The sequence below is a fragment of the Bellilinea caldifistulae genome, from assembly GCF_001306055.1.
Lineage (GTDB): Bacteria > Chloroflexota > Anaerolineae > Anaerolineales > Anaerolineaceae > Bellilinea > Bellilinea caldifistulae.
This window is the reverse complement of sequence record NZ_LGHJ01000013.1, coordinates 31,285-55,614: the sequence shown is the minus strand read 5'-3', so window position 1 is coordinate 55,614 and position 24,330 is coordinate 31,285. Positions and strand designations below refer to the sequence as shown.

Sequence of the window (24,330 nt, the reverse complement as noted above, 5' to 3'; positions counted from 1 at the left end):
GGAAATACCCGAATGCAGCTCAGACGTTGGCGTCGTCTTCGTCCATTCCATCAATCTCAAACAGTTCGCCGGTAGCGCTGAAGACGGTTCGTTCGCAGATGTTGGTCACCCGGTCGGCCAATCGTTCCAGGTTGTGAATGACCCACAACATGAGATTGGTGTGATCAATCAGGTTGGGATTGGCGATCATCGCCTCGATGATCTTTCGGTAAGCCTGGTTGAACAATTCATCTACCTGATCGTCTTCCTTTGGAATGGCAAGAGCCTGAACGTGGTTTTCCGAAACAAACGCTCCTAAAGCCCGGTGCAACATGCTGACAGCAATTTCTGCCATCTTTTCAATTTCTTGAATGGGAATGATCACATCGCCTTCGCCAAGACGGGTGACTACTTTGGCAATACCTTTGGCGTAGTCTCCCATGCGTTCCAGTTCGGTGTTGACCTCGAGCATGGCGGTCATTTCGCGCAGATCGCGGGCCATGGGCTGCTGAGTTGCCATGAGGGTGATGATGGCATTTTCAATGGCAAAACGTTTTTCATTGATATTTTGATCGGCTTCGAAAATCTCGCGCGCCAGATGGGTATCGCGGTTCTTTAATGCCTGAATGGCAGATAGGGTAGCCTGTTCTACCATACTGCCGAGAATGAGGATTTCATCCCGTATCTGGTTAATTTGGCGGATTAGGGTCTCGCGTGGCATTGGAAAGCCTTTCCTGTTTGAAATTTAGCCGAAACGGCCGGTGATGTAGTCTTCGGTGCGTTTATCTTTGGGGCGGGTAAAGATAATGTTGGTACGGTCGAATTCAATCACCGTTCCGGAACGTTCTCCCTCACCGGTTAACATCATCATCGCAGTATAATCTGAAACTCGAGCCGCTTCCTGCATGTTATGAGTTACTATGACAATTGTATAGTTTTCCTTCAATTCACGCATTAAATCTTCAATTTTTAAAGTTGCAATTGGATCAAGCGCTGACGCAGGTTCGTCCATCAAAATCACTTCGGGTTTGATGGCGATTGCTCGTGCAATGCAAAGACGTTGCTGCTGGCCGCCGGAGAGTGATAGTCCGCTTTGATCCAATTTGTCCTTAACTTCATCCCATAACGCTGCGCCGCGCAAGGCCTGTTCGACCAGATCGTCCATTTCGGATTTTGAACCGCGGAATCCGTTAATTTTCAACCCCCAGGCGATATTTTCATAAATGGACTTGGGAAAGGGATTAGGTTTTTGGAAAACCATGCCAATTTTGCGGCGGACCTCAACCGGATCAATTGTGGGATCGTAAATGTCCTCGCCATTAAAAAGAATTTTTCCCTCCGAACGGGCTGAGGGTACCAATTCATTCATCCGGTTAAACGATCTTAAGAGGGTGGATTTACCACAGCCTGAGGGTCCAATGATGGCCGTGATTTGATTGCGAAAAACCTGAAAATTGACGTCTTTAATGGCTAAAAAATTGCCGTAAAAGACATTGAGATTTTTAGTTTCTAAAACGACGTGGTTGTTGTCCATGATCAAGTTAAAGCTCCCAGTCATTTCACCAACGGATTTGCAGCCGATTACGCAGCCAGATGGCCAGGGCGTTCATGGAAAGCAAAACCGCCAGCAATATTATAATCCCTGCCGCGGCTAAACCATGAAAATCAGGGTTGGGCAAAGATACCCAGTTGAAAATCTGAATCGGAAGCACCGTAAAAATATCAAAAGGACCTTTCGGATCAAAGGCAATATAGGTCAAAGCGCCTATGGTGATCAATGGAGCGGTTTCTCCAATCGCACGGGACATTGCCAGGATGATACCGGTCATTATCGCAGGGGCAGAATAGACCAGCACATGATCGCGGGATACTTCCCAATCCGTGGCACCCAGGGCGAGCGCCGCCTGACGGATGGATTGAGGCACGGCACGAATGGCTTCGCGGGTGGTGACAATAATGATGGGAAGCACCAGCAGAGCCATGGTCATTGCACCGGCGATGAGGGTTCTTCCCAGACCTAACTGGCGAACGAACAAACCCAATCCCAACAATCCATAGATGATCGAAGGCACGCCTGCTAAATTTGCCACATTAATTTCGATAAAACGTGTGATCCGATTCTGTGGGGCGAACTCTTCCAGATAAATTCCTGCTCCAACACCAATCGGGATCGCCATCACAGCCGTCAGAACCATCAACCACACTGAACCTTGAAGCGCTGAACGCAGTCCGGCTTTATCTGGAAAACGCGAGGGAAACTCGGTGATCAGTTTGGTGCTTATCCAGGGTAATCCATCCAAAAACACATCAATGAGCAGGGTAAGCAGCATGGCAATGCCCAAAAGGATCGCAAAAAAGGCGATGATCTCAAATAATTTGCCTTTCAGCTTACGCAGGGAAAGATTGCGTTCAAAAGTGACATCTCTCAAAGCGGTCAAAGTGCTCATTCGTATTTCTCCCTAAAACGTTTGGTGACAAAGTAGCTGATGATGTTCATGACCAAAGTCATAACGAACAACAACATTCCCACCGCAAAGATCGTTTTATAAGCAATGCTTTGGTGTGGGGTATCTCCCAAACTAACCTGAACGATGTATGCGGTCATGGTTTCAACGGATTGGAGCGGATTAAGGGTCAGTTTAGGTTGTTGACCGGCAGCGATTGCAACAATCATCGTCTCACCAATGGCACGTGAAACCGCTAAAATAAAGGCGGCAGCCACACCGGATAGGGCTGCGGGTAACACGACCTGAGTTGCAGTCTCAAACTTGGTGGCACCCATTGCATAGGCCGCTTCCCTGAGCGAACGGGGTACCGCCGATAGGGCATCTTCCGAAACTGAAGCCATCAGCGGTAAAATCATGAATCCCATGGCGATTGAAGCACTGGCCGCGTTGAAAATTTGGGTTTCGGGGAACAGGTCTCGTAAGATGGGCGTAATAAATAGCAGGGCAAAATAACCGTAGACCACGGTTGGAATACCTGCCAGAATTTCCAAAATCGGTTTCAGGATTCGGCGCAACCTTTCCGAAGCGTACTCGCTCAGAAAGATTGCAGCCAATAAACCGAGCGGTACTGCGACCAGCATTGCGCCAGCGGCAACCAGTAAGGTGCCATTTACCAGCGGCAGAACGCCGAATCGCTTGGAAGCAAACAGAGGAGTCCAACGGGTATCGGTGAAAAATTCGATTATGGAAACTTCCCGAAAGAACAGGATGGTTTCGTTAAGAAGTTCATAAATGATCCCCGCTGTGGTACCCACTGAAAGAAGGGCGAAGACAAAAGTTAACGCTCGAACAATTTTCTTTTCGCGATCGCGCTTCAGGTGATTTTGTGATTTCAGGGATTGGATTGTGGTAGTCATAATATGGCTTTCCTTCCATGACACAGACAGAGGGAATGGGACGAGGGTATTCGTCCCATTCCTGTCTGAGTCAGATGAACGAGAATTTACTCTTTAGCGAGCAAATCGGCCAGCGAAACACCAATGGTTGAGCCCTGGCCTTCGAAGATTGAACCGGTCACGCGGTTGTCATAGCGTTTTTGCGCCAGCTGATAGATTTCATCGGTCAAGGGAATGTAACCCACTTCTTTAGAAAGCTGTCCGGCGTTTTTGAGGTAGAAGTCAATGAACAGACTGATTTCATCCTTCTGGTCTACCCGGGCGCGGTTGACGTAAATGAACAGCGGCCGAGACAAGGGTTGATAGGTGCCTTGTGAAACGGTGGTGAGATCAGGCAACACACAGTTACCATCGCCATTATCAATGGCAACCAGCTTAAGTTTGTCCTGATTTTCTTCATAATAAGCCAAGCCAAAGAAACCGAGGGCGTTGGGATCGCCAGCGATACCCTGCACCAGCACATTGTCATCTTCGCTGGGCAGGAAGTCGCCACGGCTCGAACCTTCCTCACCGACGATTGCGGCAGTGAAGTAGTCGTACGTACCAGAATCGGTGCCAGCCCCGTAGAGGGTCAAAGGTTGATTGGGGAAGCCTTCCCGTACTTGACTCCAATTGGTGATCACACCTTCGGCTTCGGGTGCCCAGATTTTCTTCAACTCTTCAACGGTGAGGCATGCAGCAAAGTTATTGGAAGGATTAACCATGACGGCCAGCCCATCAAATGCCACCGGCAGCTCGATATATTCGATTCCATTTTTCTGGCAGAGTTCTACCTCGGAGGGTTTGATCGGCCGGGATGCGTCTGAGATGTCGGTTTCACCGTTGCAGAATTTCTTAAAGCCACCCCCTGTACCGGAAATGCCGACCGGAACGCGAACTTCGGGATAGACTTTTTGAAATTCTTCAGCAACTGCTTGAGTGATTGGTGCAACCGTGCTGGATCCATCAACCAGAATGGTGCCTTCTACTGGTCCAGCGGTGGGGGTGATGATTTTTTCTACCTCAACCACCTGTGTTTGAATAACTGTTTTCTCAACGATTTTTTCGGTTTGGGTTGTCTCAGTCGGAGTAGTAGCAGGTGCACAGGCTGACAAGATCAGACCGAGTACAACCAACACAAAGAACAGTGGGCGAACTTTATTCAACATACATTTCTCTCCTGATATAAAAGTGTTTGGAAATCACTACAACATCATAACAAGTCATGTTTAATGCCTTTCGATGATTGTGTTAAGGGGTGGTTAAAATAAATTTAACTCTTTGCTTATGGACAAACGGATGGAAGGTAGTTAATTTTTTGTTTTTCCTATAAAGCAAGTAGCTGCCTAAAGGATATAATAGAGACAATATCTTATGAGAAACTCCGTGAAACACTGGCTGGCTGTCATCCAAAAAGCCTTTCCGGCGCTCTCCGAGCGTGAGTTGATGGAAATCATCTCAGCGGGCAGGATTCGCGCCTATCCGAAAGGCAGTAAACTGACCACGGAAGGGGCTTACGAAACAACTTTCTATATCTTGTTAGATGGAGAGGTTGAGGTCACCAAAAAGTTTAATGAAAATGAAGAGCGGATCTTAAAACATTTATCTGCCGGTGACTTTTTCGGCGAAATGGCAATCATCCATGATGCTCCCCGGGCGGCGACGATTACCGCATTAACGGATGTAGAAGTTCTGGAAATGGAACGGGAGGCCTTTGTAAATTTACTGCATACCAACAGCCAGCTTTCTCTGGCGATGGTCAGGGAAGTCAGCCGCCGGTTGAGGGAGAACGACGAGATTGCCATTGCCGAGCTGCGGAAAAAAGCCGAGGAATTGAGCGAAGCCTACCGCCGGCTTTCTCAACAGGAAGCAGCCCGCAGCCAGTTTTTGACCACAATTGCCCACGAGCTACGTACTCCCTTGATGGTCGCCAACGGCTTTTTGCAGATGATTCGCTCCGGTAGGTTGCAGGGAGAAACTCTGCAAGGCGCCCTGGATACCGTGGCGCGAAATTTGCAGGAAATTACGGCGTTAATCAACGATATTTTGTTTTTACAAGAGATGGAATTGATCCTGCCGGAATTTCAGCCAACCGACTTGGGTCAGGTTGTTTTGGATGTAGTCGAAACTTATCGTCCGGCTGCGCAAAAGCAAGGGGTTGATCTGCAAGTCAACCTGCCGGTGAACACAGTGCAGGTGCATGGTGACCCGAAAAGTCTCAGCCGGGCGCTGGCAGCGGTGGTGGATAATGCGGTTAAGTTCAGCCCCAACGGCGGAAAGGTGGAAATCTCTTTATTCCCTCGTGAAAGTTGGGCGGAAATTGAGGTTCGTGACAGCGGGGTGGGGATACCACCGGAAGCCCTGCCCTACATCTTTGACCGTTTTTACCATCTGGATGAGGTGCATGGTCACCTTTTTCGCGGGGCAGGGCTGGGGTTGTCCATCGCGCGACAGGTGCTTGAACAGCACGGCGGGGAAATTGGCGTGCAAAGTGAAGTAGGGCGGGGCAGCACCTTTTGGCTGCGGCTGAAACGGAGTTAACTTCCCCGGCGACGCTTGACCTTGGGTCCCTGGGGAGTGTCCATCACTTCGTAGCCGGCCGCGGCGATCTGATTGCGCAGCGTGTCGGCGTCCTGCCAGCGCTTTTCGGCGCGAGCCTGCTGGCGCAGCTCGACCAGCCGTAAAATTTCATCGGGGATGACCTCTTCGGGCGGCTGCCAGTTAGCCAGATCCAACCCCAGTACCCGGTCAAAATCGAGCAGGGTGGCTTTCTTGACCTCATTGGGAAGATCCGAGCGCACCAGATCCCATGTCAGCGCCATGGCGCGCGGCATGTTCAGGTCATCATTGATGACTTCAAGGAATTTTTGCAAGTAGGCGGGGTCGGGTTCACCCGGTGCGCCCCATTCATAAAAGGCATTACGCAAGCGATCAAGCGATTTGGCAGCCCCATCCAGTCCATCCCAGGTAAAGTTTAATTTCTGGCGGTAAATGGCGTTGAGGCAGAACATGCGGTAGGCCAACGGATCGTAGCCTTCTTCGATCAGCGATTCCACCCGCAGGAATTTTCCGCTGGATTTGGACATTTTAACCCCTTCGTCCAGTTGCAAAAAGTAACCGTGCAGCCAAAAATTTGCCAGACGGGTGCCGTAGCAGGCTTCGGTTTGGGCAATTTCGTTGGTGTGATGGACGGTGATATGATCCTCGCCACCGCAGTGGATATCGAAGAAGGGGCCAAGGTATTTTGCTGACATGGCGGAACATTCGATGTGCCAGCCGGGAAAACCAACTCCCCACGGGCTGTCCCACTCCATCTGGCGTTTCTGGTCTTTGGGGCTGAATTTCCACAAGGCAAAGTCGGTCGGGTGGCGTTTTTCACCCATGTCAATCCGCGCCCCGGCTTGCAGTCCTTCAATGTCCAGTCTTCCCAGGTAGCCGTAAGAGGGCAGTTTGCTGGTGTCAAAATAAATCCCATCCGAGGTGCGGTAGGTGTATCCCATCTCCTCGATGCAGCGGATGAAGTCAATCTGCTCCTGGATGTGATCGGTTGCGCGGCACCATATGGTGGGTTCCAGGATGTTGAGGCGTTTCAGGTCTTTGCGGAATTCTTCCGTGTAGTACTCGGCAATTTCCCAGGCGGTTTTTCCGGCGCGGCGGGCGCCGGCTTCCATTTTGTCTTCGCCGGTGTCCGCATCCGAGGTCAAGTGACCCACGTCGGTGATGTTCATAACGTGCTTGACCGAAAAGCCGTTGTATAACAAAACCCGTTTGAGAATATCTTCGAATATGTAGGTGCGGAGGTTGCCAATATGGGCATAATCATAAACCGTTGGCCCGCAGGTGTACATGCCCACTTCCGGCGGGTTGAGCGGTTGAAATTCGCGTAAAGTACGGGTGTAGGTGTCGTACAAAACCAGAGGTGTCATAAAATTCTTTTCTCTTATGGCTGGGATTTTCTTTTCTATATTTTACTCGATGGTCAGTAAAATAATCCCGCCAATTGTCAACGACATTCCCAAAATGGTTTTAAGGGTGAGCGGTTCTCCGCCAACGATCAAGCCCATCAATGCACCGAACAAGGGAGAAGTAAAGGCGATTGGCATGACCCGGCCGAGCGGAGCGCCTTTGATGGCGGTGTAAAAACACAACATCCCGGCTGCCCCGGCAACCACACCGCCGCCGATCACCATATAGAGCAGTGCTTTGCTGCCGGCCAGCGGCACGGTTTTCCACTGAGGAAATGAGGCAACTGCCAGCAAAATAAAGGCAATCAGAGTGCGGATGGTGATTCCCATGGTGGGCGAAAGGTTACCCAGATGCAAACCTTTCTTTTCAAAATAGCCACCGACTCCCCAGCAGATGGCTGCTAACAGGGCAAAAACCTGTGGTTTCACCATAGCCTCCTTTACTGCGGTTGAAAGGTAAAAAACTGTTTGTAATCCGTTTGCCAGCCGAACGGTAAAAATTCGCCGGTTGCCTGATTTTGCAGGTATTGACCGGTGTAATCACCCGCACGAATTGCCTGTAAGGCGTCAATCAGACGATCAACATCGGCGGTGGAGTTATACAAACCGAAAGAAATGCGCACCATGCCGGGAGCATTGCGCCGGTCACCGCTGATCATCTGCTGGCGGATTTGTTCGGCTTCACCTTCGCTAAATCCAAGCAAGTGGAGCAGGTAGGGGTGGGCGCAAAAACAACCATTGCGCACCCCAATGCCGAACTCGTAACCTAAAACCGCTGCTACGAGGAAGTGGGAAATCTCCGGTAGATTGATGGGAATGACTCCCAAACGTTGATCAGCGGTCTCCGGGCGGGTATCCCCGTAGATTTTAATGCCGGTTATGGTTTGAAGGCGTTGGAGCGCGTAAGCGGTCAGTTCGGCTTCGTGTGCGGCAACGGTTTCCATGCCAATTTTTTCCAGCTGAGCGGCGGCAGCCGCCATGGCAATTGCCCCGATGGTGTTGGGGCTGCCGGCCTCTTCGCGCTCCGGCGGCGCGGACCAGACCACTTGCCGGGTGGTGACAATTTCAACCTGACCACCACCGCGCAGGTCGGGGTCGCCTTGCTCAAAGATGTCGCGCCGTCCGATTAATGCTCCACTGCCAAATGGGGCATACATTTTATGTGCCGAAAGCGCGATGTAATCCAGATGCGCAGGATCATCCAAAGGCAGTATGCGGATTTGGCGATGAGGCGCAAGCTGGGCGCAGTCCACCATCATCTGGGCGCCGACGGCGTGAGCCTTTTCTGCCAGACGGTGAATTGGGTTGATGTAACCGGTCACATTGCTGGCTCCGCTGATGGCCACCAGTGCCACCCTGCTGCCGTATTTTTGCAGCAATTCGTCAAAGTGGGTTTCATCCAGCCTTCCATCCGGCAGCAGGCGCACGTGAATCACCGTTGCCACGGCCCGCCACGGTAGATCGTTGGAGTGATGTTCCATCTGGCTGATCAGGACGATATTTCGTTCGGGTGAGAACGGAAACCGGCGGGCAAGTTTGTTAATGGCCTCGGTAGTATTTTTACCAAAAATGCACAGATGGTTTTGGGGGTCTGCGCCCACAAATTTCAACATTTGGGTGCGGGATTCTTCGTAGGCATGGGTGGAAAGCTGGCTCTTAAAACCGGTGCCGCGATGCACACTGGAATAGAAGGTCAAGAAACGGTTGACACTCTCCTGAACATGGCGCAGGGCGGGGGTGGATGCGGCATTATCGAGATTCACATAAGGTACGGTGTTACCGCTCAGGGTAGGGACGGGCGTATCCATGCCGCAAAACAGGTTGCGAAAATCGTGGGTAGTTGTGTTCATAGCCTCCTCGGTGGAATGGAAAGTTAACAGTTTTGTCAAACTACTTGCAAAATGGAACAAAAACCGCTATACTAGTGGTAGATTTTGGAAAATAGTGGGTTAAGGTGGTAGAAAGCGCCGGACAACCGGCGTTGCGCTGTTAAAAGGAGAAATCGAACAAATGTTCTTAGGCCAGTTTGAGCATTCCATAGATGAAAAGGGTCGGATGGTGATACCCAGCCGTTACCGGGATTTGCTTGAACTGGGTGGTGCATATGTGACGCTTGGTTTTGATCAAAACTTGATGGTGATGACGGCTTCCTCCTTTAAGGAAATTGCAGAAAATACTCGCAAAGTCAGCCTGACCGATGAAGACGCCCGTGACCTCAAACGCTGGATTTTTTCCAATGCCGTTTGGGTCGAAGTGGACCGGATTGGGCGTGTCCTGATTCCGCAGCATCTGCGCGAAAAAGCCCGCTTGAACACTGCCGTTGTGGTGGTGGGGGCGGGAGACTACTTTGAAATCTGGGCGGCGGAACTGTGGAATCAAAGAGTGAAACAAATTGAAGACTCTGAGCAGGCGGCAAAACGGTTTTCATCCTTCGATATCCGCCTGTGACCGGTGGCAAAGGAATGACCAAAGCGGAGGAATTCCCACACCACCAACCTGTACTTTACCATGAAATTATACACGCTTTAAGGCCGCAAAGCCCGGGGAGATACGTTGACGCGACCGTTGGTGCCGGGGGGCATGCCTGGGGGATACTGGAAGCAAGCGCGCCGGATGGGCAGCTTTTGGCGCTGGACAAAGACCCGCAGGCGCTGGCAATCGCGAGCCAGCGCCTGTCTGTGTATCATCGGCGCGTGATCCTCGTCCATGCTTCCTACATTCAATTGCGGGAGGAACTGCGTCGACTCGGATGGGAGCAGGTCAACGGGATTGTGTTTGATCTGGGGGTCTCGTCCATGCAATTGGATCAGGCCGAACGGGGATTTTCCTTTCTTGCCAACGGGCTGCTGGATATGCGTTTTGACCCAACAACCGGCCGGAGTGCTGCAGATCTGGTCAATACTTTGTCCGAAGACGAGTTGACCGATTTGATCTGGCGGTACGGAGAAGAACGCCACGCCCGCCGGATTGCCCGCGAGATTTGTCGTTCGCGTCCGCTGGCGACAACCCTGGCATTGGCTCAGGCAGTCGAACGGGCGGTTGGTGGGAAGCGAGAACGCATCCACCCGGCCACCCGCACTTTTCAGGCTTTGCGGATTGCTGTCAACGACGAACTGCGCGGTCTGGAGCAAGTCCTTCCGGACGCAGTCGAAGTCCTGGCGAGCGGCGGCAGACTGGCGGTGATTTCGTTTCATTCCCTGGAAGACCGCATCATCAAACAATTCTTCCGCCGCGAAAGCCGCGACTGCATCTGCCCCCCGGAGCAGCCGGTTTGTACCTGTCATCACCGCGCCACCTTGCGGGAACTTACCCGCAAGCCCATCCTTCCCTCAGCCGAGGAAATCGCAACCAACCCCAGATCCCGGAGCGCAAAATTGCGCGTTGCCGAAAAACTCTAAACTGGCACGACAATTGCATTCATTCCACCGAGAGAATTCAACCAACTCAGAACGGAGTAACATCCAAGATGAATCAGCGAATAATTCAAGCCTATCGCCAAGCTCCATGGCGCGTACAGCTCCAGTGGATTGGTTTGTTTTTGCTGATACTGGTGGCGGGGATGCTGATTGCCGGTGTGTATTTGTATGTAAGCGGACGGGCTGCAGAAACGGGGGCGCGCATAAAAGCGCTTGAGGTGGAACGCGAGGGATTGGCAATTCGAATTGCGGATATGCGCACCCAGCTGGCTTTACTGAATTCCTCCCAGGTGATGCTGGAGCGGGCCGAGAAACTGGGCTTTCGGCCAGTGGAACGTGAAGATCTGGTTTATCTACCGGCGGCGGGGGTGTCCGGTCGTGAGGTGGTCTTTTTGGCGCCGCCCCCCACCTCGGTGATGCGTGAAAACAAACTGCTGCGTCCGGCATATACCCAGTCGCTTTGGGATTTGTTCTACCAGACGGCTTATCAGTATTTGAACACGAGAGGGGGGCAGGGCCAATGAACGATGGCGCTGGGCGGATGCGGTTGATCGGTGCAGTATTTGTTTTGCTTAGTGCGGCGATTGTTTATCAGATGATCCGCATTCAAAACAGCGAGCATTCCCGTCAACTGGTGGAGATGTTTGCCAGAACCTACAATCAGCAGGTGCGGATCATTTTGCCCGAACGGGGCAATATTTATGACCGATGGGGAAATTTGCTGGCCGGGAACAAAGAGGTTTACGAGGTAGGTATTGCTCCGCCGCAAGTGGCCAATCCCGAAACCGTGGCGAGAGACCTGGCGGCTGTGCTTGATGTGGATTATTATGATACCCTTCGCAAAGCCGAGTCGTTTCGAAAAGAAGGAAACGAACGTTACGAATTGATCAAGGATTTTGTGCCGGCCGATAAGATACGCCAACTGGAACAAAAACTGGCAGAATACGAGAATGCAGAAAAACCCAAAAAAGGCGCTCCCCCGTCACTGGCGGGTGTCTATTGGAAGGCGCATCTCATCCGCAGTTATCCTGAAAATGAACTGGCTGCAAATGTGCTTGGCTTTTACAATTTTCTGGATCGCTGGAATGGCAGGGGTATGCTGGGGCTGGAAGAGCAGTATAATAACCTGCTTGCAGGGAACAAACAGCAGGTCGTCCTGCCGCTAAATCCCACCGAAATTCAGGAAATACCTGAAATTCCACCCGGCGCCAGCCTGATTACCTCGCTGGATCGGGATATTCAGGCAGCCATGGAGCGAATTATTGATCAAGCCGTCAAAGAAAACGGCGCAGAATCGGGCACATTAGTGGTAATGGACCCAAAGACGGGTGAAATTCTGGCGATGGCAACAACGCCACACTTCAATCCTAACGAATACTGGCGCTACGACGAGATTTTCCCGGTTGGCAGCTACTTTAACCGTGCTATCAGCCAGTTATACGAACCCGGTTCAGTCTTCAAAGTGTTGACGATGGCAGCTGCAATTGATGCCGGTGCCGTTCAGCCAGAAACGCCATTCGTGGACGTCGGCGCAATTGAAGTGGGCGGTATCTGGATCTACAACTGGGACCGCGGGGCGTGGGGCCCTCAGGACATGGTAGGCTGTATGCAGCACTCTTTAAATGTATGCCTGGCGTGGGTGGCTCAAGAATTAGGACCAACCCAGTTCTACAAATATCTACAAGACTTTGGAATTGGGCGTTATACCGGCATTGACCTGGCGGGTGAGCAGGTTTATCCGCTGAGTTTGCCCGGCGACTCGAACTGGTATCCGGTCAATCTGGGCACCAACTCATTTGGTCAGGGTGTCGCAACGACTCCCATTCAGATGATCACAGCAATTGCAGCTATGGCGAACGAGGGTAAAATGATGGCTCCGCATGTCGTCAAGGCCTATATTCAAGATGGGGTTCAATACACAGTGAACCCCCGCGTGATTCGTCAGGTTGTCAAGCCGGAGACAGCCCGGACGATTACCGAAATGCTGGCGGTTTCACTTGAAAACGAAGCTTCCAATGCGCTGGTTGAAGGGTACCGGGTCGCCGGAAAAACGGGAACTGCCGAAATTCCTGGCCCTGGCGGATACACCAATATGACCAACGCTTCTTTTGTGGGATGGGGTCCGGTGGATGATCCCCGCTTTATTGTGTATGTCTGGCTGGAAAAACCAACCAGTTCACCATGGGGCTCGGTAGTGGCGGCCCCGGTGTTCAGTCAGGCGGTGGAGGAACTGGTGGTTTTGATGAAAATTCCACCTGATGAAGTCAGGCAGCAACTGGCAAGTCCATGAGGTGATGAAGATATGCTAACGCTGGCGGATGTATTCGAAGCCCTGAGTGGTGTCAGACCCCAAGCTGCCTCGCTGGTAATCAGTGAGGCTGCAGTCGATTCACGCCAGTTGATTCCGGGTTCGTTGTTCGTTGCGTTAAAGGGTGAGCGCAGCGATGGCCACGAGTTTGTTCGGGCGGCTTTTGAGCGGGGAGCGCATCTGGCTTTGGTTCAGCGTGAGGTGGAGGTTGACCGCCCAATCGTGGATTTACGCACTTTTGACCCCAAGAATGGTTTGGAAGTGCCGCCCCCGCCGTTCTGCATTCGGGTGGAGGATACCCTGCTAAGTTTACAAAAATTGGCGGCTTACTGGCGCCGCAAACATGACCTGCGTGTGATTGGGATTACCGGTTCGGTGGGAAAAACCACTACCAAAGAACTGATTGCCGAGGTTCTGGCGCAGCGTTACCGGGTTTTGAAAACACAGGGAAATTTAAATAATGAAATTGGGTTACCGCTCACCCTGTTGCGCCTAACTGCAGCGCATCAGGCGGCTGTACTGGAAATGGGTTTTTATGTACCCGGCGAAATTGCCTTTTTGTGCGAAATTGCCCAACCCCAGGTGGGCGTAATCACCAGCATCGGTACCGTCCACGTTGAGAGGGCCGGCTCGCAGGAGGCGATTGCCACCGGTAAGTCAGAGCTGGTGCAGGCACTGCCCCCCGCACCCGCAGGAGTAGCCATTCTGAATTGGGATGACCCGTGGGTGCGCTGGATGGCAGACAAAACCCGTGCTCAGTTATTCACCTATGGTCTGGATGCCGATGCTGACCTGAGGGCTGACCAGATTGAAGGACTGGGATTGAAGGGCATTCGTTTCCGCTTGCATTTTCGCAACGACGTGATTCATCTGCGCGTTCCGATCATCGGTCGTCACTCGGTTCACACGATTTTACGAGCGGTGGCGGTTGGGCTGGTCATGGGAGTCAGCTGGCAGGAGATCATTTATGCCTTGCAGCACAGCCAGTCTCAATTACGAATGGTTACGGTCAATTTGAGCAACGGAGCGATGATCCTGGACGATTCCTACAACGCCGCCCCTGAATCTACCCTGGCAGCTTTGAATCTTTTGTCGGAAATCAACGGCAGGAAGATTGCAGTACTGGGAGATATGCTGGAACTGGGAATTTACGAGAAACAAGGTCATGAAAAAGTGGGAATGCGTGCCGCAGAAGTGGCCGATACCTTAATTACTGTTGGAAATCTGGCGCGAATGATTGCCGAGTCGGCTCGCAAAGCCGGCCTGCCTGCCGAAAAAATTCACATCACCGATGGGGTGGATCAGGCAACCGACTTGCTGCGTGGAATGTTGCGCGAAGGGGATGTGGCATTGGTCAAAGGTTCGCATGGTTTACGAATGGATCGCATCGCAGCCGCATTGGAGGTCGAATCATGAGAGAGACATCCCTGGCGCTAGCACTGAGTGGTTTTAGTTTTATGCTGGCAATCATCTGGGGGCCGCCGTTGCTGCGGGTTCTGCGTCATTTTCGGATTGGCAAAATCATCCGGGTTGAAGAGCCGGATCGCCATTTCACCAAGATGGGAACCCCCACCATGGGCGGGGTGATGATCTTGCTGCCGGTGATGTTGCTGACCATCCTGCTGAATGCGGCCTCGTTGATCGGCGTAACCGTTTTAGGACGTTCGGTGCTGCTGCCTCTGTTGGTCTTGCTGTCGTATTCGATTTTGGGCGCCCTGGATGATTGGGAAGGAATCCGTGGCCCGCGGCGCGGTTTAGGCATGCGGGCACGTACCAAGTTTATTTTCCAGTTGATTTTAGCCCTTGGTATTGCCTTTGGTTTGAAGTACGTTCTGCAGGTTCCAGAAATGTTCTGGCCGGGTTTTGATGAGCCGATTTCTCTGGGCATTTTTTACATCCCGATTGCAGCATTCATCATCGTTGGAATGTCGAATGCCGTCAACTTCACAGATGGACTGGATGGATTGGCAGGCCTGATTGCCGCGACAGCCTTTGCGGCATATGGCGGAATCGCTCTGCTGCAAGATCAGGTCTTTCTGGCGCGCTTCTGCTTTACGCTGGTGGGAGCGATTTTCGGATTTTTGTGGTTCAACGTTCATCCGGCAGAATTGTTCATGGGAGATACCGGCTCGCTCTCGATTGGGGCCACGCTGGCTGTCGTGGCGTTGATGACCGGTCAATGGCTGTTGTTGCCGGTGATTGCCATCATCCCGGTGAGCGAGGCATTGAGCGTGGTTATCCAAATCCTGTACTTCAAAGCCACCAAAGGGAAACGATTCTTCCGCATGGCCCCATTGCACTATCACTTTGAATTGGGGGGTTGGAGCGAAACCCAGGTGGTGCAGCGTTTCTGGCTGGTGAGTCTACTGTTTGCCATGTTGGGTGTGGCACTGGCGGTGGTGTGAAGATGAAGAACTGGCAGGAAAAGCGTGTACTGGTTATCGGAGCCGCCCGGCAGGGGTTGGCGCTCAGCCGCTTTCTGGCCAGTAAAGGCGCGCAGGTTATTGTGAATGATCAGCGTCCTGATGATCAATTGCAGGATGAAAAAGCTGCGCTGCGGGGGTTTAAGGTCGAATGGCACGCAGGCGGTCATCCGCTGCATCTGCTGGAAGGTGTGGATGTGGTCTTTGTGTCGGGGGGTGTGCCTTTGGATTTGCCGTTGCTGGTGGAGGCTGTCCGACGGGGTATCCCTCTCTCCAACGATTCACAATTATTCATGGAACAGGTTTCTGCCCCGGTGATCGGGATTACCGGCTCGGCTGGTAAGACCACCACCACAGCCCTGGTTGGGCGGATGGCGCAGGCGGATGTTCAACCGCCACAGCAAGCCTGGGTGGGCGGCAATATTGGCAATCCGCTGATCGAGGATCTGGAAAAAATCCAGCCACACGACCGGGTGGTGCTGGAACTTTCCAGTTTTCAACTGGAATTGATGAGCAACTCTCCACAAGTAGCAGCGGTTTTGAATATCACCCCCAATCACCTTGACCGGCATAAAACAATGGAAGCCTATACGGCTGCTAAAGCTCATATTATTGATTTTCAACGGAGCGGCGATGTGGCCATCCTAAACCGCGAGGACAGTGGTTCGTGGGGATTACGCCACCGGATAAAGGGAAAACTGGTCACCTTTGGCTTTGAACGGCCATCGCCTGAATTAGACGGTACGTATCTGGAAGAGGGGCTCATCTGGTGGCAGCATAACGGTGAACGGTCTGCCCTGTTCCCCGCCAGCGAGATTTTGTTGCGGGGTGAGCACAATCGCTTGAACGTGCTGGCAGCCTGTGCGATCGCTCTGGCGGCTGGCTTTTCGGTGGAGTCCATCCGGGCGGGTGTGAGCGGCTTTAGGGGCGTGGCGCATCGGCTTGAGTATGTGCGCACATGGCGGGGAGTACAGTGGTACAACGACTCAATTGCAACTGCACCAGAGCGGGTTCGAGCCGCTCTGCGGGCTTTCAGCGAGCCGCTTGTTTTACTGTTGGGCGGACGAGATAAGCACCTGCCGTGGGAAGAACTGGCTGCCGATATTCGTCAGCGGGTAGATCATGTGGTCTTGTTTGGTGAAGCCGCTGGCAAGATTCAGCAGGCAATTGGAAGACCAGCCCCTGGAGAAAGGCCTATTACGATTACCCGCTGTGAGCGCCTGGAAGAGGCCGTTCTGGCGGCTGCCCAGGTGGCTGAGGCCGGAGATGTGGTGTTGCTTTCTCCGGGCTGTACCAGTTTTGACGCATTCAAAGATTTCGAGGAAAGAGGGGAGGCCTATCGCTTATGGGTGAACCAACTGTCATAAATTCTCGAATTGCCGCAACGCGGGGTGAACCTTCCATTCGCCCAATTCGTTTGGGGATTGATGTGCCGTTTGTCCTGGTTGTCATGTTCCTGCTTGGTTTTGGCATTTTGATGGTTTATTCTGCTTCATGGCAGCCTTCCATCTTGGCTGAAAAGCCAATCAGCTATTTCTTTCTCAATCAGCTGCGATGGGTGTTTGTAGGAGTCGGTGTAGCCGTTTTCTTAATGTATGTAGATTACCGGCGATGGAAGAAGTGGCTCATTCCGATGGTTTTGATCATGATCGCCTTGTTGCTGGCAGTTGCATTGGTGGGGGAAATGCGCTTTGGTGCTCGCCGCACCTTGTTTAACGGCTCAATCCAGCCCTCCGAACTGGCAAAACTGGTGGTCATCATTTACCTTGCCTTCTGGCTGCACTCAAAACAGGAAGTCTTGAACAACATCCATTTTGGGCTGATTCCCATGGTCACCATACTCAGCCTTACTGCTGCCCTTATCATGTTGCAGCCGGACCTGAGCGCAACCCTGACCATTCTTGTGCTGGGCGGAATGATGTTCTTCCTGGCCGGGGTGGACTGGCGGCAAATCATCTTGATTTTACTGGTGGTGGGTGGAATCAGTGCGTTATTCTTGCTGGTATCGGATACCGGCCGTTTTCGGTTCGAACAATACCTGGTGGCTTTACAAGATCCGGCTAATGCGCATGATCACATTAAGCGGGTAATCGAATCGATTGTGCGGGGTGGCGTGTTTGGTGTAGGGATTGGGAAAGGGTCTTCCAAGTTTGCCCTGCCGGTTTCCCACACCGATTCAATTTTTGCGGTCATTATCGAAGAAACCGGTCTGATTGGGGCAGGTGCGGTGGTGATCGCTTTCATGATTTTGATGTGGCGAGGGATGAGCATCGCTCGAAAAGCATTGGATATCCAGGGACGTTTGCTGGCAGCGGGTTTAACGTTTTGGATTACCTTCGAAGCCATCCTGAACATGGGCGTGATGGTGAGTGTTTTTCCAATCACCGGAAATGCCCTTCCATTAATCAGCGCCGGCGGTTCCAACCTGACTATGACCATGGCGGCAATTGGGTTAATCCTCTCGGTTGGCAGGGTTGCCAATCACAAGAAGAATGAAGAAGAAGGGAGAGCATTCAGTGCGGTTGTTAATTTGCGCCGGGGGAACGGGCGGCGGGGTGTATCCCGCGCTCACCGTTCTTCAAACACTCGCCGATGAGGCCAACCCCGTTTTGTGGGTAGGAGGGGAAGACGGCATGGAAAAGGACCTGGTTTCCCGCCTGCAAATCCCCTTCCGCGGCATTCCTGCTGCCGGCGTGCACGGCGTGGGACTGCGGGTTTTGCCCGGCAACCTCATGCGGCTGGCAAAAGGCACGATTGCCTCCCGTCAAATTCTGCGTGAATTTCAACCGGATGTGCTTTTCTTCACGGGTGGTTATGTGGCTGTACCAATGGCCCTGATGAGTATTCCGCGAAACAGTCTGCTGTATGTACCCGACATCGAGCCGGGTCTGGCATTGAAGACGCTGGCTCGATTTGCAGATTGCATTGCGGTCACGGCAGAGGAATCCCGCAAATTTTTCTCTTCCGGGAAGCGGGTTGTGGTGTCGGGTTACCCCGTCCGACCAGAAATCATGAAGTGGGATCGTCGGGCGGGGCGGGCCCGGTTTGGGATTGAAGAACAGGAAAAGGTACTGCTTGTCTTTGGTGGCAGCAAGGGAGCCCGTAGCATTAATCAGGCATTGTGGTCTGTATTGCCGGAATTACTGGGGAGAATGCAGGTGATTCATGTGACCGGACAGGGCGACTGGCCATTGGTGGACGAGCAACGGGCTCAATTATCAGCCGAGCAGCTTTCCCGTTATCATGTGTTTGCCTACCTGCATGAGGAGATGGGTGCAGCCCTGGCAGCAGCGGATCTGGTTGTTTGCCGGGCGGGTGCTTCGACCCTGGGAGAATTGCCGTATTTTGGTTTACCCGCGGTGCTGGTGCCATATCCCTATGCCTGGCGTTATCAAAAGGTTAATGCAGAGTATCTTGCCTCACGTGGGGCGGCTGTGGTTGTTGAAAATAATGACCTTGCCCAACAGTTGCTGCCTGTGGTTACTCGATTGATCACTGAAGAGTCTCGTCTTGCGGCAATGCGCTCGGCAATGCTGGGTCTTGCTCAACCGCGGGCAGCGGAGAAAATTGCGGACTTGCTGCGGGAACTGGCACATTCTCCCGCGCAGAAAGGCAGGATGACGACATGGTGAGCCTGAATGTCGTATTTTGGCTACTGGTCATTTTATTTGCGCTGGTAGGCGGTGTGCGCGGCTGGGCGCGAGAAATTCTGGTGACATTTGCAGTGGTGCTGGCGATGTTCATCGTCACCGTGCTGGAGCGGTTTGTGCCTTTCATCCGAATTTTGCGGGAGAATGCTCCCGAAACTCTTTTCTGGATGCGAGCCATTGTGCTGCTTTCGCTGGTCTTCTTTGGTTATCAAACTCCCAATCTCCCTCGCATTGCTCAAACCGGTAAATTTGCTCGCGAACGATTGCAGGACATCCTTCTGGGTTTCTTTTTGGGCGCTGTCAACGGTTTTATGGTATGGGGAACGTTATGGTGGTTCCTCCACAATGCCAATTATCCTTTTCCAATCATTACAGCCCCCGATCCGAATACGGTCATGGGGCAGGAAGCTTTGCGATTAATCAATCTTCTGCCACCTGAATGGTTGATGGCAGAAACCGGTACACCGATTATCTACTTTGCCGTAGCGATTGCTTTCGTATTTGTTCTGGTGGTGTTTATCTGATGAAACACGTGCATCTGATTGGAATTGGTGGAAGCGGCCTTTCGGCAATTGCCCTCTTCTTAAAGGAGAAGGGCTATCGCGTGACGGGTTCTGACCGTGTGCTTTCTCCTCTGGCGGCTCAACTGGTCGGCGAGGGGATCACGGTTTATGCCGGACATGATCCCGCCAATGTACGCGGCGCAGATGTCGTGATCCGTTCTTCGGCAGTCCCGCCGGAAAACCCGGAGGTCCAGGCAGCACTTGCGGCCGGCATTCCAGTGCTGAAACGCCAGGAATTTTTGGAACAATTGAGCGGCGATCAAAAGGTACTGGCAATTGCCGGTACACATGGCAAGACCACCACTACCGCCATGTTGGCGTGGGTTCTAACCCGGCTGAATCATGATCCCTCTTATTTGATCGGTGGTGTTTCTAAAAACCTTAAACGGAATGCGCATGCCGGGCGTGGACAATGGTTTGTGATTGAAGCGGATGAATATGACCACATGTTCCTTGGATTAAAGCCGGATCTGGTCATCCTGACCACAGTGGAACATGATCATCCAGATTATTTTCCCACACCGGAAAGTTATTTCAAGGCGTTTGGTCAGCTCATTGAGCGGCTGCAACCCGGCGGGGTAGTAATTGCCAATGCTGATAACAGCATGGCTGCCCGCCTGGCTAATGAATTTCGTCAACGAGGCGGGAGTTGCCTGTCCTATGCGCAGGAAACAAAAGCGGATGTGCATGCAGTAATTTTAGGCGTCAATGAAATGGGCGGCCTCGATTTTGAAGTTACTTTTGTCCAACAGGTACAGTCCATCGGATCCGTACGGGTTGGGTTACAGGTACCCGGTACTCATAATGTGATGAATGCCACAGCGGTGCTGGCGGCTTGCAACTGGCTGGGATTGCCAATGGATGAGGTTGCGCAAGCCCTGGCTGAGTTCAGCGGAACCGGGCGGCGCTTTGATGTTTTGGGCGAAGCCAGCGGGGTAATCGTGGTTGATGATTACGCTCATCACCCCACTGAGGTGAGCGCCACCCTTTCGGCTGCGAAAATGCGCTATCCCCAACGGCGGATTTGGGCGGTATGGCAGCCACACACCTATTCAAGGACGCTGGCTTTGATGGATGGCTTCACCCGCGCTTTCCAATTGGCGGATGAGGTCGTGGTCACGGAGGTTTACGCAGCCCGTGAAAGGAATGAGGGCTTTTCGGCAGCGCAGGTCGTTTCGCAAATGGTTCATCCTTCGGTCAGGTTCATTCCGTCCCTCCATGAGGCTACGGTTTACTTGCTGGAAAAATTGCAAAAAGGCGATGTCCTGCTGGTGCTTTCAGCAGGTGATGCTGACCAAATCAGCGCACAGGTTTTTTCGGCTTTGAAAGAAAAGGAGTTGGCAGATGTCTGAGACAAAGAAACGAACGTATTCCTCCACTGTGTCCGTGGCGACCCCTCTGCGTTTGGAAAGCGCGGAATTTCAATCACGGAGAGAGGCACACCCCCAACGGGAATGCCTCACTTCCCGGCCGCCTGTGTTGGATGGAAATCGGGAAGATCTGCTCAACCGCTTGATCGAGGCGATTAAGGCGCTATAGGAGATTCTGGCGTGAAATCACCACTTTCTAACCTTCCGATCAACGAACTGCGCGAGCAGTTTGGGGAACGGCTGCAAGAAAACGTGCGGCTGGCCAATTATACGGCTGCACGAGTTGGCGGCCCGGCGGATGCGTTGCTGGTGGTGAATAGTGCGGATGAGCTGGAAAAAGCGGTTAAAACGCTGTGGGAATGGAATGTCCCCTTCCTGATTTTGGGCGGCGGAGCAAATGTGCTGGTGAGTGATCGGGGTTATCACGGCGTTGTTTTGCTCAATCGGGCGCATACCATCAAGATTCATTCCCAAACCGAACCGCCGACGGTGTGGGCAGAATCGGGGGCAAACCTTGGCATGATTGCCCGCCAGGCCGCTCTGCGTGGCTTTAGTGGACTGGAATGGGCGAATACCGTGCCGGGAACCCTGGGTGGGGCAATTTACGGCAACGCCGGGGCTTTTGGCGGGGATATGCAGGGAAACCTGCTGATGGCAGAAATCTTGCACCCGCAAGAAGGCAAGCAGACCTGGCCAGCCGAAAAGTTGGGTTATGAATATCGCAGCAGTGTGTTGAAACGGAGCGGGACAAAAGCGGTCATTCTTTCGGCCACCTTAAAACTGGAAAGAAGCACACCTCAAGCCGTAAAGGAAAAAATGGACGAATTTTCAATTCGCAGAAAACAAACTCAACCGCCGGGTGCCAGTTTGGGTTCTATGTTCAAAAACCCACCCGGCGACTATGCCGGACGGCTGATTGAGGCGGCTGGATTGAAAGGGATGCGGGTTGGTGGCGTGCAGGTGAGTCCAGTACATGCCAACTTCTTTATCAACACCGAATCGGCAACTGCCAGTGATTATCGTCAATTAATTGAAAAGGTGCGCAAAACGGTTGAGGAGAAATTTGGGGTGCAGTTGGAACTGGAAGTGGAACTGGTTGGTGAATGGCAGGATGATGATACCAATTTAAAGGGCGAATGATGACAAACCAGATTACTGTCGGAGTTTTCTTTGGTGGGCGTTCCGGGGAGCATGAAGTTTCTTTGCTCTCGGCTCACTCCATTATCTCCAATCTCAACCCGGCAAAATACCGTCTGATTGAAGTCGGAATCACCAAAGATGGAAAATGGCTGAGCGGAGAAGGGGTGCTGGAATCATTCCAGAAAGGCAAAACTGCCCATCTTCAACCGGTTGCAATGTTCCCTCAGGCCGGTGATCACAATCTCTATCGTTTGAATGACAGCGGGTATCAACCTTACGCACATCTGGACGTGGTCTTTCCGGTCTTACACGGCACTTTTGGCGAAGATGGCACCTTGCAGGGTTTTCTGGAATTAATTGGGATTGCTTATGTGGGTGCCGGAGTGCTGGCTTCGGCGGTGGGCATGGACAAAGCGTTATTCAAGACCGTGCTGCGTTCTTTCGATTTACCGGTACTGGATTATCAATTGTTTACTCGTCGGCAGGTGGAAGAGAATCTGGCGCAGGTTATTCAAACCATCGAATCCACTCTGCCATACCCAATCTTTGTTAAACCGGCAAATCTGGGCTCATCCGTGGGGATCACAAAATGCCGGAACCGCTCGGATCTCGGGGAAGGTTTAAACGAAGCGGCCCGCTATGACCGGCGAATTATCGTTGAGCAGGGTTTGGAAAAACCGCGCGAGATTGAAGTCAGTGTTTTGGGAAACGATCAACCGGTTGCTTCGCTACCCGGAGAGGTTGTTCCGGGGGAAGATTTCTACACCTATTCCGCAAAATACCTTTCGGATAATTCCGAGCTGCTCATCCCGGCGCCATTATCGGATGGGCAGACGCAGGAAATTCAGCGAATTGCCGTGCAAACCTACAAGGCGATTGACTGTGCCGGTATGGCAAGGGTTGATTTCCTGCTCGACCGCCAAACAGAGCGAATTTACGTCAGTGAAGTCAATACCATTCCGGGTTTTACCCGTATCAGCATGTATCCCAAACTCTGGGAAGCCAGCGGACTGCCTTACGGAGAGTTGCTGGACCGATTGATCGAATTGGCTTTCGAGCGCAAAGCAGACCGTGACCGGACCGAGTTTGGTTTTCGGAGGAAAGAATGAGCGTAAATTCCACTTCCACACTCAACCGAGCCGAGCAGTTGCGCCAAAGGCGGGCGCAAAAAACCGCCAGCCGGGCTTCGGCTGCCCGCAAATCAGCCCCGCTGAAATCACCGGTCGGCACTAAAACAGGCCCTTCGTTCTTTTCGAGAGGTTATCAAGCCAGCACCAGTGTTCCCTTGCGGAAAATACCGCCAATGCGGGTGAGAAGACAGTATTATTATCCGCTTGGATCGAGTGGGGCGGAGATCCGTTTGCCAGCCATTCCGCTGGTGAAGCCCGGTACGCGGCTGATTTCGGCAATTCTGCTGGTTTTGTGTGCAATGGTTTTATACACGCTGGCTTTCAGCGACCAGTTCGAGGTTCAAAGTTTTCAGGTGACCGGATTGCAGCGGCTCTCCTATGCGGATGTGGAGGCGGTTTTACGGTTGGAGGGCTCACAAATCATCGAATTTGATCCCGGACATGCACGGGAAGCGTTAAGAGCCGCATTCCCCGAACTGGCGTCCATTGATATCCAGGTTGGTATTCCGGCTGAAGTGACCCTTCAGGTGACCGAGCGGCAACCGGTTTTCATGTGGGATAAAGGCGATCAAGTTTACTGGCTGGATGCGGAGGGGGTGATTCTTCCGCCGCGAGGGGATGCTGAAGGGTTGATAAGAATCGAATCCAACATTACACCGCCTTTGACCTTCATTGATCTGCCTGCCAAAAGCGGGGCAGAAAACTCTTCAAGTGACTCACCAACAGCGTTGTGGGGACAACAAGTAGATGCGCTGCTTTTGAAAGCGATAAATGATCTCGTTTTTCGCTTGTCCCCTGAATCCAACCTGGTCTATAATTCTATTTATGGATTAGGGTGGCAGGATCCACGCGGTTGGGAAGTCTATATCGGCAAAAATCTGGAGAATTTTGAACAAAAACTGACAGTATATGAATCCATCGTTGAATACTTTGAAAAAATGGGCATCCACCCTCAAGAACTGGTCAGTATTGAGTTCATTAATGCTCCCTTCTATAAGTAATGG

24 protein-coding genes are annotated in these 24,330 nt (G+C 52.3%); 16 read left to right on the top strand and 8 right to left on the bottom strand.

What is annotated here, in order from left to right; translation table 11 throughout:
* Positions 1-19 precede the first annotated feature (19 nt).
* The 5 genes from phoU to AC812_RS07675 all read right to left on the bottom strand — a co-directional run bounded on the left by phoU (position 20) and on the right by AC812_RS07675 (position 4,530).
* Positions 20-700, bottom strand: a complete 681-nt coding sequence (phoU, locus tag AC812_RS07695; RefSeq protein ID WP_061918165.1) for a phosphate signaling complex protein PhoU — start codon at positions 698-700, stop codon at positions 20-22.
* A gap of 24 nt (positions 701-724) precedes the next feature.
* Positions 725-1,513, bottom strand: coding sequence for a phosphate ABC transporter ATP-binding protein PstB (pstB, locus tag AC812_RS07690; protein WP_114676148.1), 789 nt, complete (start codon positions 1,511-1,513; stop codon positions 725-727).
* Positions 1,514-1,538: 25 nt separating this feature from the next.
* On the bottom strand, positions 1,539-2,426 hold the full coding sequence (pstA, locus tag AC812_RS07685; RefSeq protein WP_061918161.1) for a phosphate ABC transporter permease PstA: 888 nt from the start codon (positions 2,424-2,426) through the stop codon (positions 1,539-1,541).
* Positions 2,423-3,343, bottom strand: a complete 921-nt coding sequence (gene pstC, locus AC812_RS07680; protein ID WP_061918159.1) for a phosphate ABC transporter permease subunit PstC — start codon at positions 3,341-3,343, stop codon at positions 2,423-2,425. The genes pstA and pstC overlap by 4 nt, the downstream gene beginning before the upstream one ends.
* 86 nt (positions 3,344-3,429) lie before the next feature.
* Positions 3,430-4,530, bottom strand: coding sequence for a PstS family phosphate ABC transporter substrate-binding protein (locus AC812_RS07675; protein WP_082149154.1), 1,101 nt, complete (start codon positions 4,528-4,530; stop codon positions 3,430-3,432).
* Positions 4,531-4,735: 205 nt separating this feature from the next.
* On the opposite strand from AC812_RS07675, the gene AC812_RS07670 reads away from it, so the two are divergent.
* On the top strand, positions 4,736-5,902 hold the full coding sequence (locus AC812_RS07670) for an ATP-binding protein (protein WP_062158850.1): 1,167 nt from the start codon (positions 4,736-4,738) through the stop codon (positions 5,900-5,902).
* Here AC812_RS07670 and cysS read toward each other — a convergent pair.
* Genes cysS through AC812_RS07655 form a run of 3 tightly spaced genes read right to left on the bottom strand, consistent with a single transcriptional unit; the run spans position 5,899 to position 9,176 of the window.
* Entirely contained in the window at positions 5,899-7,287 is a 1,389-nt protein-coding gene (gene cysS, locus AC812_RS07665) for a cysteine--tRNA ligase (protein ID WP_061918155.1), read from the bottom strand. The genes AC812_RS07670 and cysS overlap by 4 nt on opposite strands.
* Before the next feature lie 42 nt (positions 7,288-7,329).
* Entirely contained in the window at positions 7,330-7,755 is a 426-nt protein-coding gene (locus AC812_RS07660) for an EamA family transporter (RefSeq protein ID WP_061918445.1), read from the bottom strand.
* An 11-nt stretch (positions 7,756-7,766) separates the two neighbouring features.
* Positions 7,767-9,176 (bottom strand): aminotransferase class V-fold PLP-dependent enzyme, encoded by a 1,410-nt coding sequence (locus AC812_RS07655; RefSeq protein ID WP_061918153.1) that lies wholly within the window; start codon positions 9,174-9,176, stop codon positions 7,767-7,769.
* A gap of 160 nt (positions 9,177-9,336) precedes the next feature.
* Between AC812_RS07655 and mraZ the strand changes: the two genes are divergently transcribed.
* The 15 genes from mraZ (at position 9,337) to AC812_RS07580 (ending at position 24,327) form a co-directional block, all read left to right on the top strand.
* The gene (gene mraZ / locus AC812_RS07650; protein WP_061918151.1) at positions 9,337-9,774 is read left to right on the top strand and encodes a division/cell wall cluster transcriptional repressor MraZ; all 438 of its coding nucleotides are present in this window, start codon (positions 9,337-9,339) and stop codon (positions 9,772-9,774) included.
* Between the two features lie 14 nt (positions 9,775-9,788).
* A complete protein-coding gene (gene rsmH / locus AC812_RS07645) occupies positions 9,789-10,724 on the top strand; it encodes a 16S rRNA (cytosine(1402)-N(4))-methyltransferase RsmH (protein ID WP_061918149.1) in 936 nt (311 codons plus the stop codon).
* A gap of 68 nt (positions 10,725-10,792) precedes the next feature.
* On the top strand, positions 10,793-11,266 hold the full coding sequence (locus AC812_RS07640) for a hypothetical protein (RefSeq protein WP_061918147.1): 474 nt from the start codon (positions 10,793-10,795) through the stop codon (positions 11,264-11,266).
* Entirely contained in the window at positions 11,263-13,032 is a 1,770-nt protein-coding gene (locus AC812_RS07635) for a peptidoglycan D,D-transpeptidase FtsI family protein (protein WP_061918145.1), read from the top strand. The genes AC812_RS07640 and AC812_RS07635 overlap by 4 nt, the downstream gene beginning before the upstream one ends.
* Before the next feature lie 12 nt (positions 13,033-13,044).
* Positions 13,045-14,466 (top strand): UDP-N-acetylmuramoyl-tripeptide--D-alanyl-D-alanine ligase, encoded by a 1,422-nt coding sequence (locus AC812_RS07630; RefSeq protein WP_061918143.1) that lies wholly within the window; start codon positions 13,045-13,047, stop codon positions 14,464-14,466.
* Positions 14,463-15,455 (top strand): phospho-N-acetylmuramoyl-pentapeptide-transferase, encoded by a 993-nt coding sequence (gene mraY, locus AC812_RS07625; protein ID WP_061918141.1) that lies wholly within the window; start codon positions 14,463-14,465, stop codon positions 15,453-15,455. Before AC812_RS07630 ends, mraY begins: the two co-directional genes overlap by 4 nt.
* Before the next feature lie 2 nt (positions 15,456-15,457).
* Complete coding sequence (murD, locus tag AC812_RS07620; protein ID WP_061918139.1) at positions 15,458-16,840, top strand: UDP-N-acetylmuramoyl-L-alanine--D-glutamate ligase; 1,383 nt, start codon at positions 15,458-15,460, stop codon at positions 16,838-16,840.
* Positions 16,819-18,069, top strand: coding sequence for an FtsW/RodA/SpoVE family cell cycle protein (locus AC812_RS07615; protein WP_061918137.1), 1,251 nt, complete (start codon positions 16,819-16,821; stop codon positions 18,067-18,069). Before murD ends, AC812_RS07615 begins: the two co-directional genes overlap by 22 nt.
* Positions 17,966-19,105 carry an undecaprenyldiphospho-muramoylpentapeptide beta-N-acetylglucosaminyltransferase gene (murG, locus tag AC812_RS07610; protein ID WP_082149153.1) on the top strand — a complete coding sequence of 380 codons (1,140 nt, stop codon included), beginning with the start codon at positions 17,966-17,968 and terminating at the stop codon, positions 19,103-19,105. The genes AC812_RS07615 and murG overlap by 104 nt, the downstream gene beginning before the upstream one ends.
* A complete protein-coding gene (locus AC812_RS07605; RefSeq protein ID WP_061918133.1) occupies positions 19,099-19,647 on the top strand; it encodes a hypothetical protein in 549 nt (182 codons plus the stop codon). The genes murG and AC812_RS07605 overlap by 7 nt, the downstream gene beginning before the upstream one ends.
* Positions 19,647-21,038 carry a UDP-N-acetylmuramate--L-alanine ligase gene (murC, locus tag AC812_RS07600; RefSeq protein ID WP_061918131.1) on the top strand — a complete coding sequence of 464 codons (1,392 nt, stop codon included), beginning with the start codon at positions 19,647-19,649 and terminating at the stop codon, positions 21,036-21,038. Before AC812_RS07605 ends, murC begins: the two co-directional genes overlap by 1 nt.
* Complete coding sequence (locus tag AC812_RS07595; RefSeq protein WP_062158848.1) at positions 21,031-21,225, top strand: hypothetical protein; 195 nt, start codon at positions 21,031-21,033, stop codon at positions 21,223-21,225. Before murC ends, AC812_RS07595 begins: the two co-directional genes overlap by 8 nt.
* An 11-nt stretch (positions 21,226-21,236) precedes the next feature.
* Positions 21,237-22,196: a UDP-N-acetylmuramate dehydrogenase gene (gene murB, locus AC812_RS07590; RefSeq protein ID WP_061918129.1), complete on the top strand. Its 960-nt coding sequence runs from the start codon at positions 21,237-21,239 to the stop codon at positions 22,194-22,196.
* Positions 22,193-23,305 (top strand): D-alanine--D-alanine ligase family protein, encoded by a 1,113-nt coding sequence (locus AC812_RS07585; RefSeq protein ID WP_236839267.1) that lies wholly within the window; start codon positions 22,193-22,195, stop codon positions 23,303-23,305. Before murB ends, AC812_RS07585 begins: the two co-directional genes overlap by 4 nt.
* Positions 23,302-24,327: a cell division protein FtsQ/DivIB gene (locus AC812_RS07580; protein ID WP_061918127.1), complete on the top strand. Its 1,026-nt coding sequence runs from the start codon at positions 23,302-23,304 to the stop codon at positions 24,325-24,327. Before AC812_RS07585 ends, AC812_RS07580 begins: the two co-directional genes overlap by 4 nt.
* Positions 24,328-24,330 lie beyond the last annotated feature (3 nt).

Excerpts from the sequence above, each read along its gene's own strand:
- phoU (WP_061918165.1), bottom strand. The coding sequence starts at position 700 with ATGCCACGCGAGACCCTAATCCGCCAAATTAACCAGATACGGGATGAA.
- pstB (WP_114676148.1), bottom strand. The coding sequence starts at position 1,513 with ATGGACAACAACCACGTCGTTTTAGAAACTAAAAATCTCAATGTCTTT.
- pstA (WP_061918161.1), bottom strand. The coding sequence starts at position 2,426 with ATGAGCACTTTGACCGCTTTGAGAGATGTCACTTTTGAACGCAATCTT.
- pstC (WP_061918159.1), bottom strand. The coding sequence starts at position 3,343 with ATGACTACCACAATCCAATCCCTGAAATCACAAAATCACCTGAAGCGC.
- AC812_RS07675 (WP_082149154.1), bottom strand. The coding sequence starts at position 4,530 with ATGTTGAATAAAGTTCGCCCACTGTTCTTTGTGTTGGTTGTACTCGGT.
- AC812_RS07670 (WP_062158850.1), top strand. The coding sequence starts at position 4,736 with ATGAGAAACTCCGTGAAACACTGGCTGGCTGTCATCCAAAAAGCCTTT.
- cysS (WP_061918155.1), bottom strand. The coding sequence starts at position 7,287 with ATGACACCTCTGGTTTTGTACGACACCTACACCCGTACTTTACGCGAA.
- AC812_RS07655 (WP_061918153.1), bottom strand. The coding sequence starts at position 9,176 with ATGAACACAACTACCCACGATTTTCGCAACCTGTTTTGCGGCATGGAT.
- mraZ (WP_061918151.1), top strand. The coding sequence starts at position 9,337 with ATGTTCTTAGGCCAGTTTGAGCATTCCATAGATGAAAAGGGTCGGATG.
- rsmH (WP_061918149.1), top strand. The coding sequence starts at position 9,789 with ATGACCAAAGCGGAGGAATTCCCACACCACCAACCTGTACTTTACCAT.
- AC812_RS07640 (WP_061918147.1), top strand. The coding sequence starts at position 10,793 with ATGAATCAGCGAATAATTCAAGCCTATCGCCAAGCTCCATGGCGCGTA.
- AC812_RS07635 (WP_061918145.1), top strand. The coding sequence starts at position 11,263 with ATGAACGATGGCGCTGGGCGGATGCGGTTGATCGGTGCAGTATTTGTT.
- AC812_RS07630 (WP_061918143.1), top strand. The coding sequence starts at position 13,045 with ATGCTAACGCTGGCGGATGTATTCGAAGCCCTGAGTGGTGTCAGACCC.
- mraY (WP_061918141.1), top strand. The coding sequence starts at position 14,463 with ATGAGAGAGACATCCCTGGCGCTAGCACTGAGTGGTTTTAGTTTTATG.
- murD (WP_061918139.1), top strand. The coding sequence starts at position 15,458 with ATGAAGAACTGGCAGGAAAAGCGTGTACTGGTTATCGGAGCCGCCCGG.
- AC812_RS07615 (WP_061918137.1), top strand. The coding sequence starts at position 16,819 with ATGGGTGAACCAACTGTCATAAATTCTCGAATTGCCGCAACGCGGGGT.
- murG (WP_082149153.1), top strand. The coding sequence starts at position 17,966 with ATGAAGAAGAAGGGAGAGCATTCAGTGCGGTTGTTAATTTGCGCCGGG.
- AC812_RS07605 (WP_061918133.1), top strand. The coding sequence starts at position 19,099 with ATGGTGAGCCTGAATGTCGTATTTTGGCTACTGGTCATTTTATTTGCG.
- murC (WP_061918131.1), top strand. The coding sequence starts at position 19,647 with ATGAAACACGTGCATCTGATTGGAATTGGTGGAAGCGGCCTTTCGGCA.
- AC812_RS07595 (WP_062158848.1), top strand. The coding sequence starts at position 21,031 with ATGTCTGAGACAAAGAAACGAACGTATTCCTCCACTGTGTCCGTGGCG.
- AC812_RS07585 (WP_236839267.1), top strand. The coding sequence starts at position 22,193 with ATGATGACAAACCAGATTACTGTCGGAGTTTTCTTTGGTGGGCGTTCC.
- AC812_RS07580 (WP_061918127.1), top strand. The coding sequence starts at position 23,302 with ATGAGCGTAAATTCCACTTCCACACTCAACCGAGCCGAGCAGTTGCGC.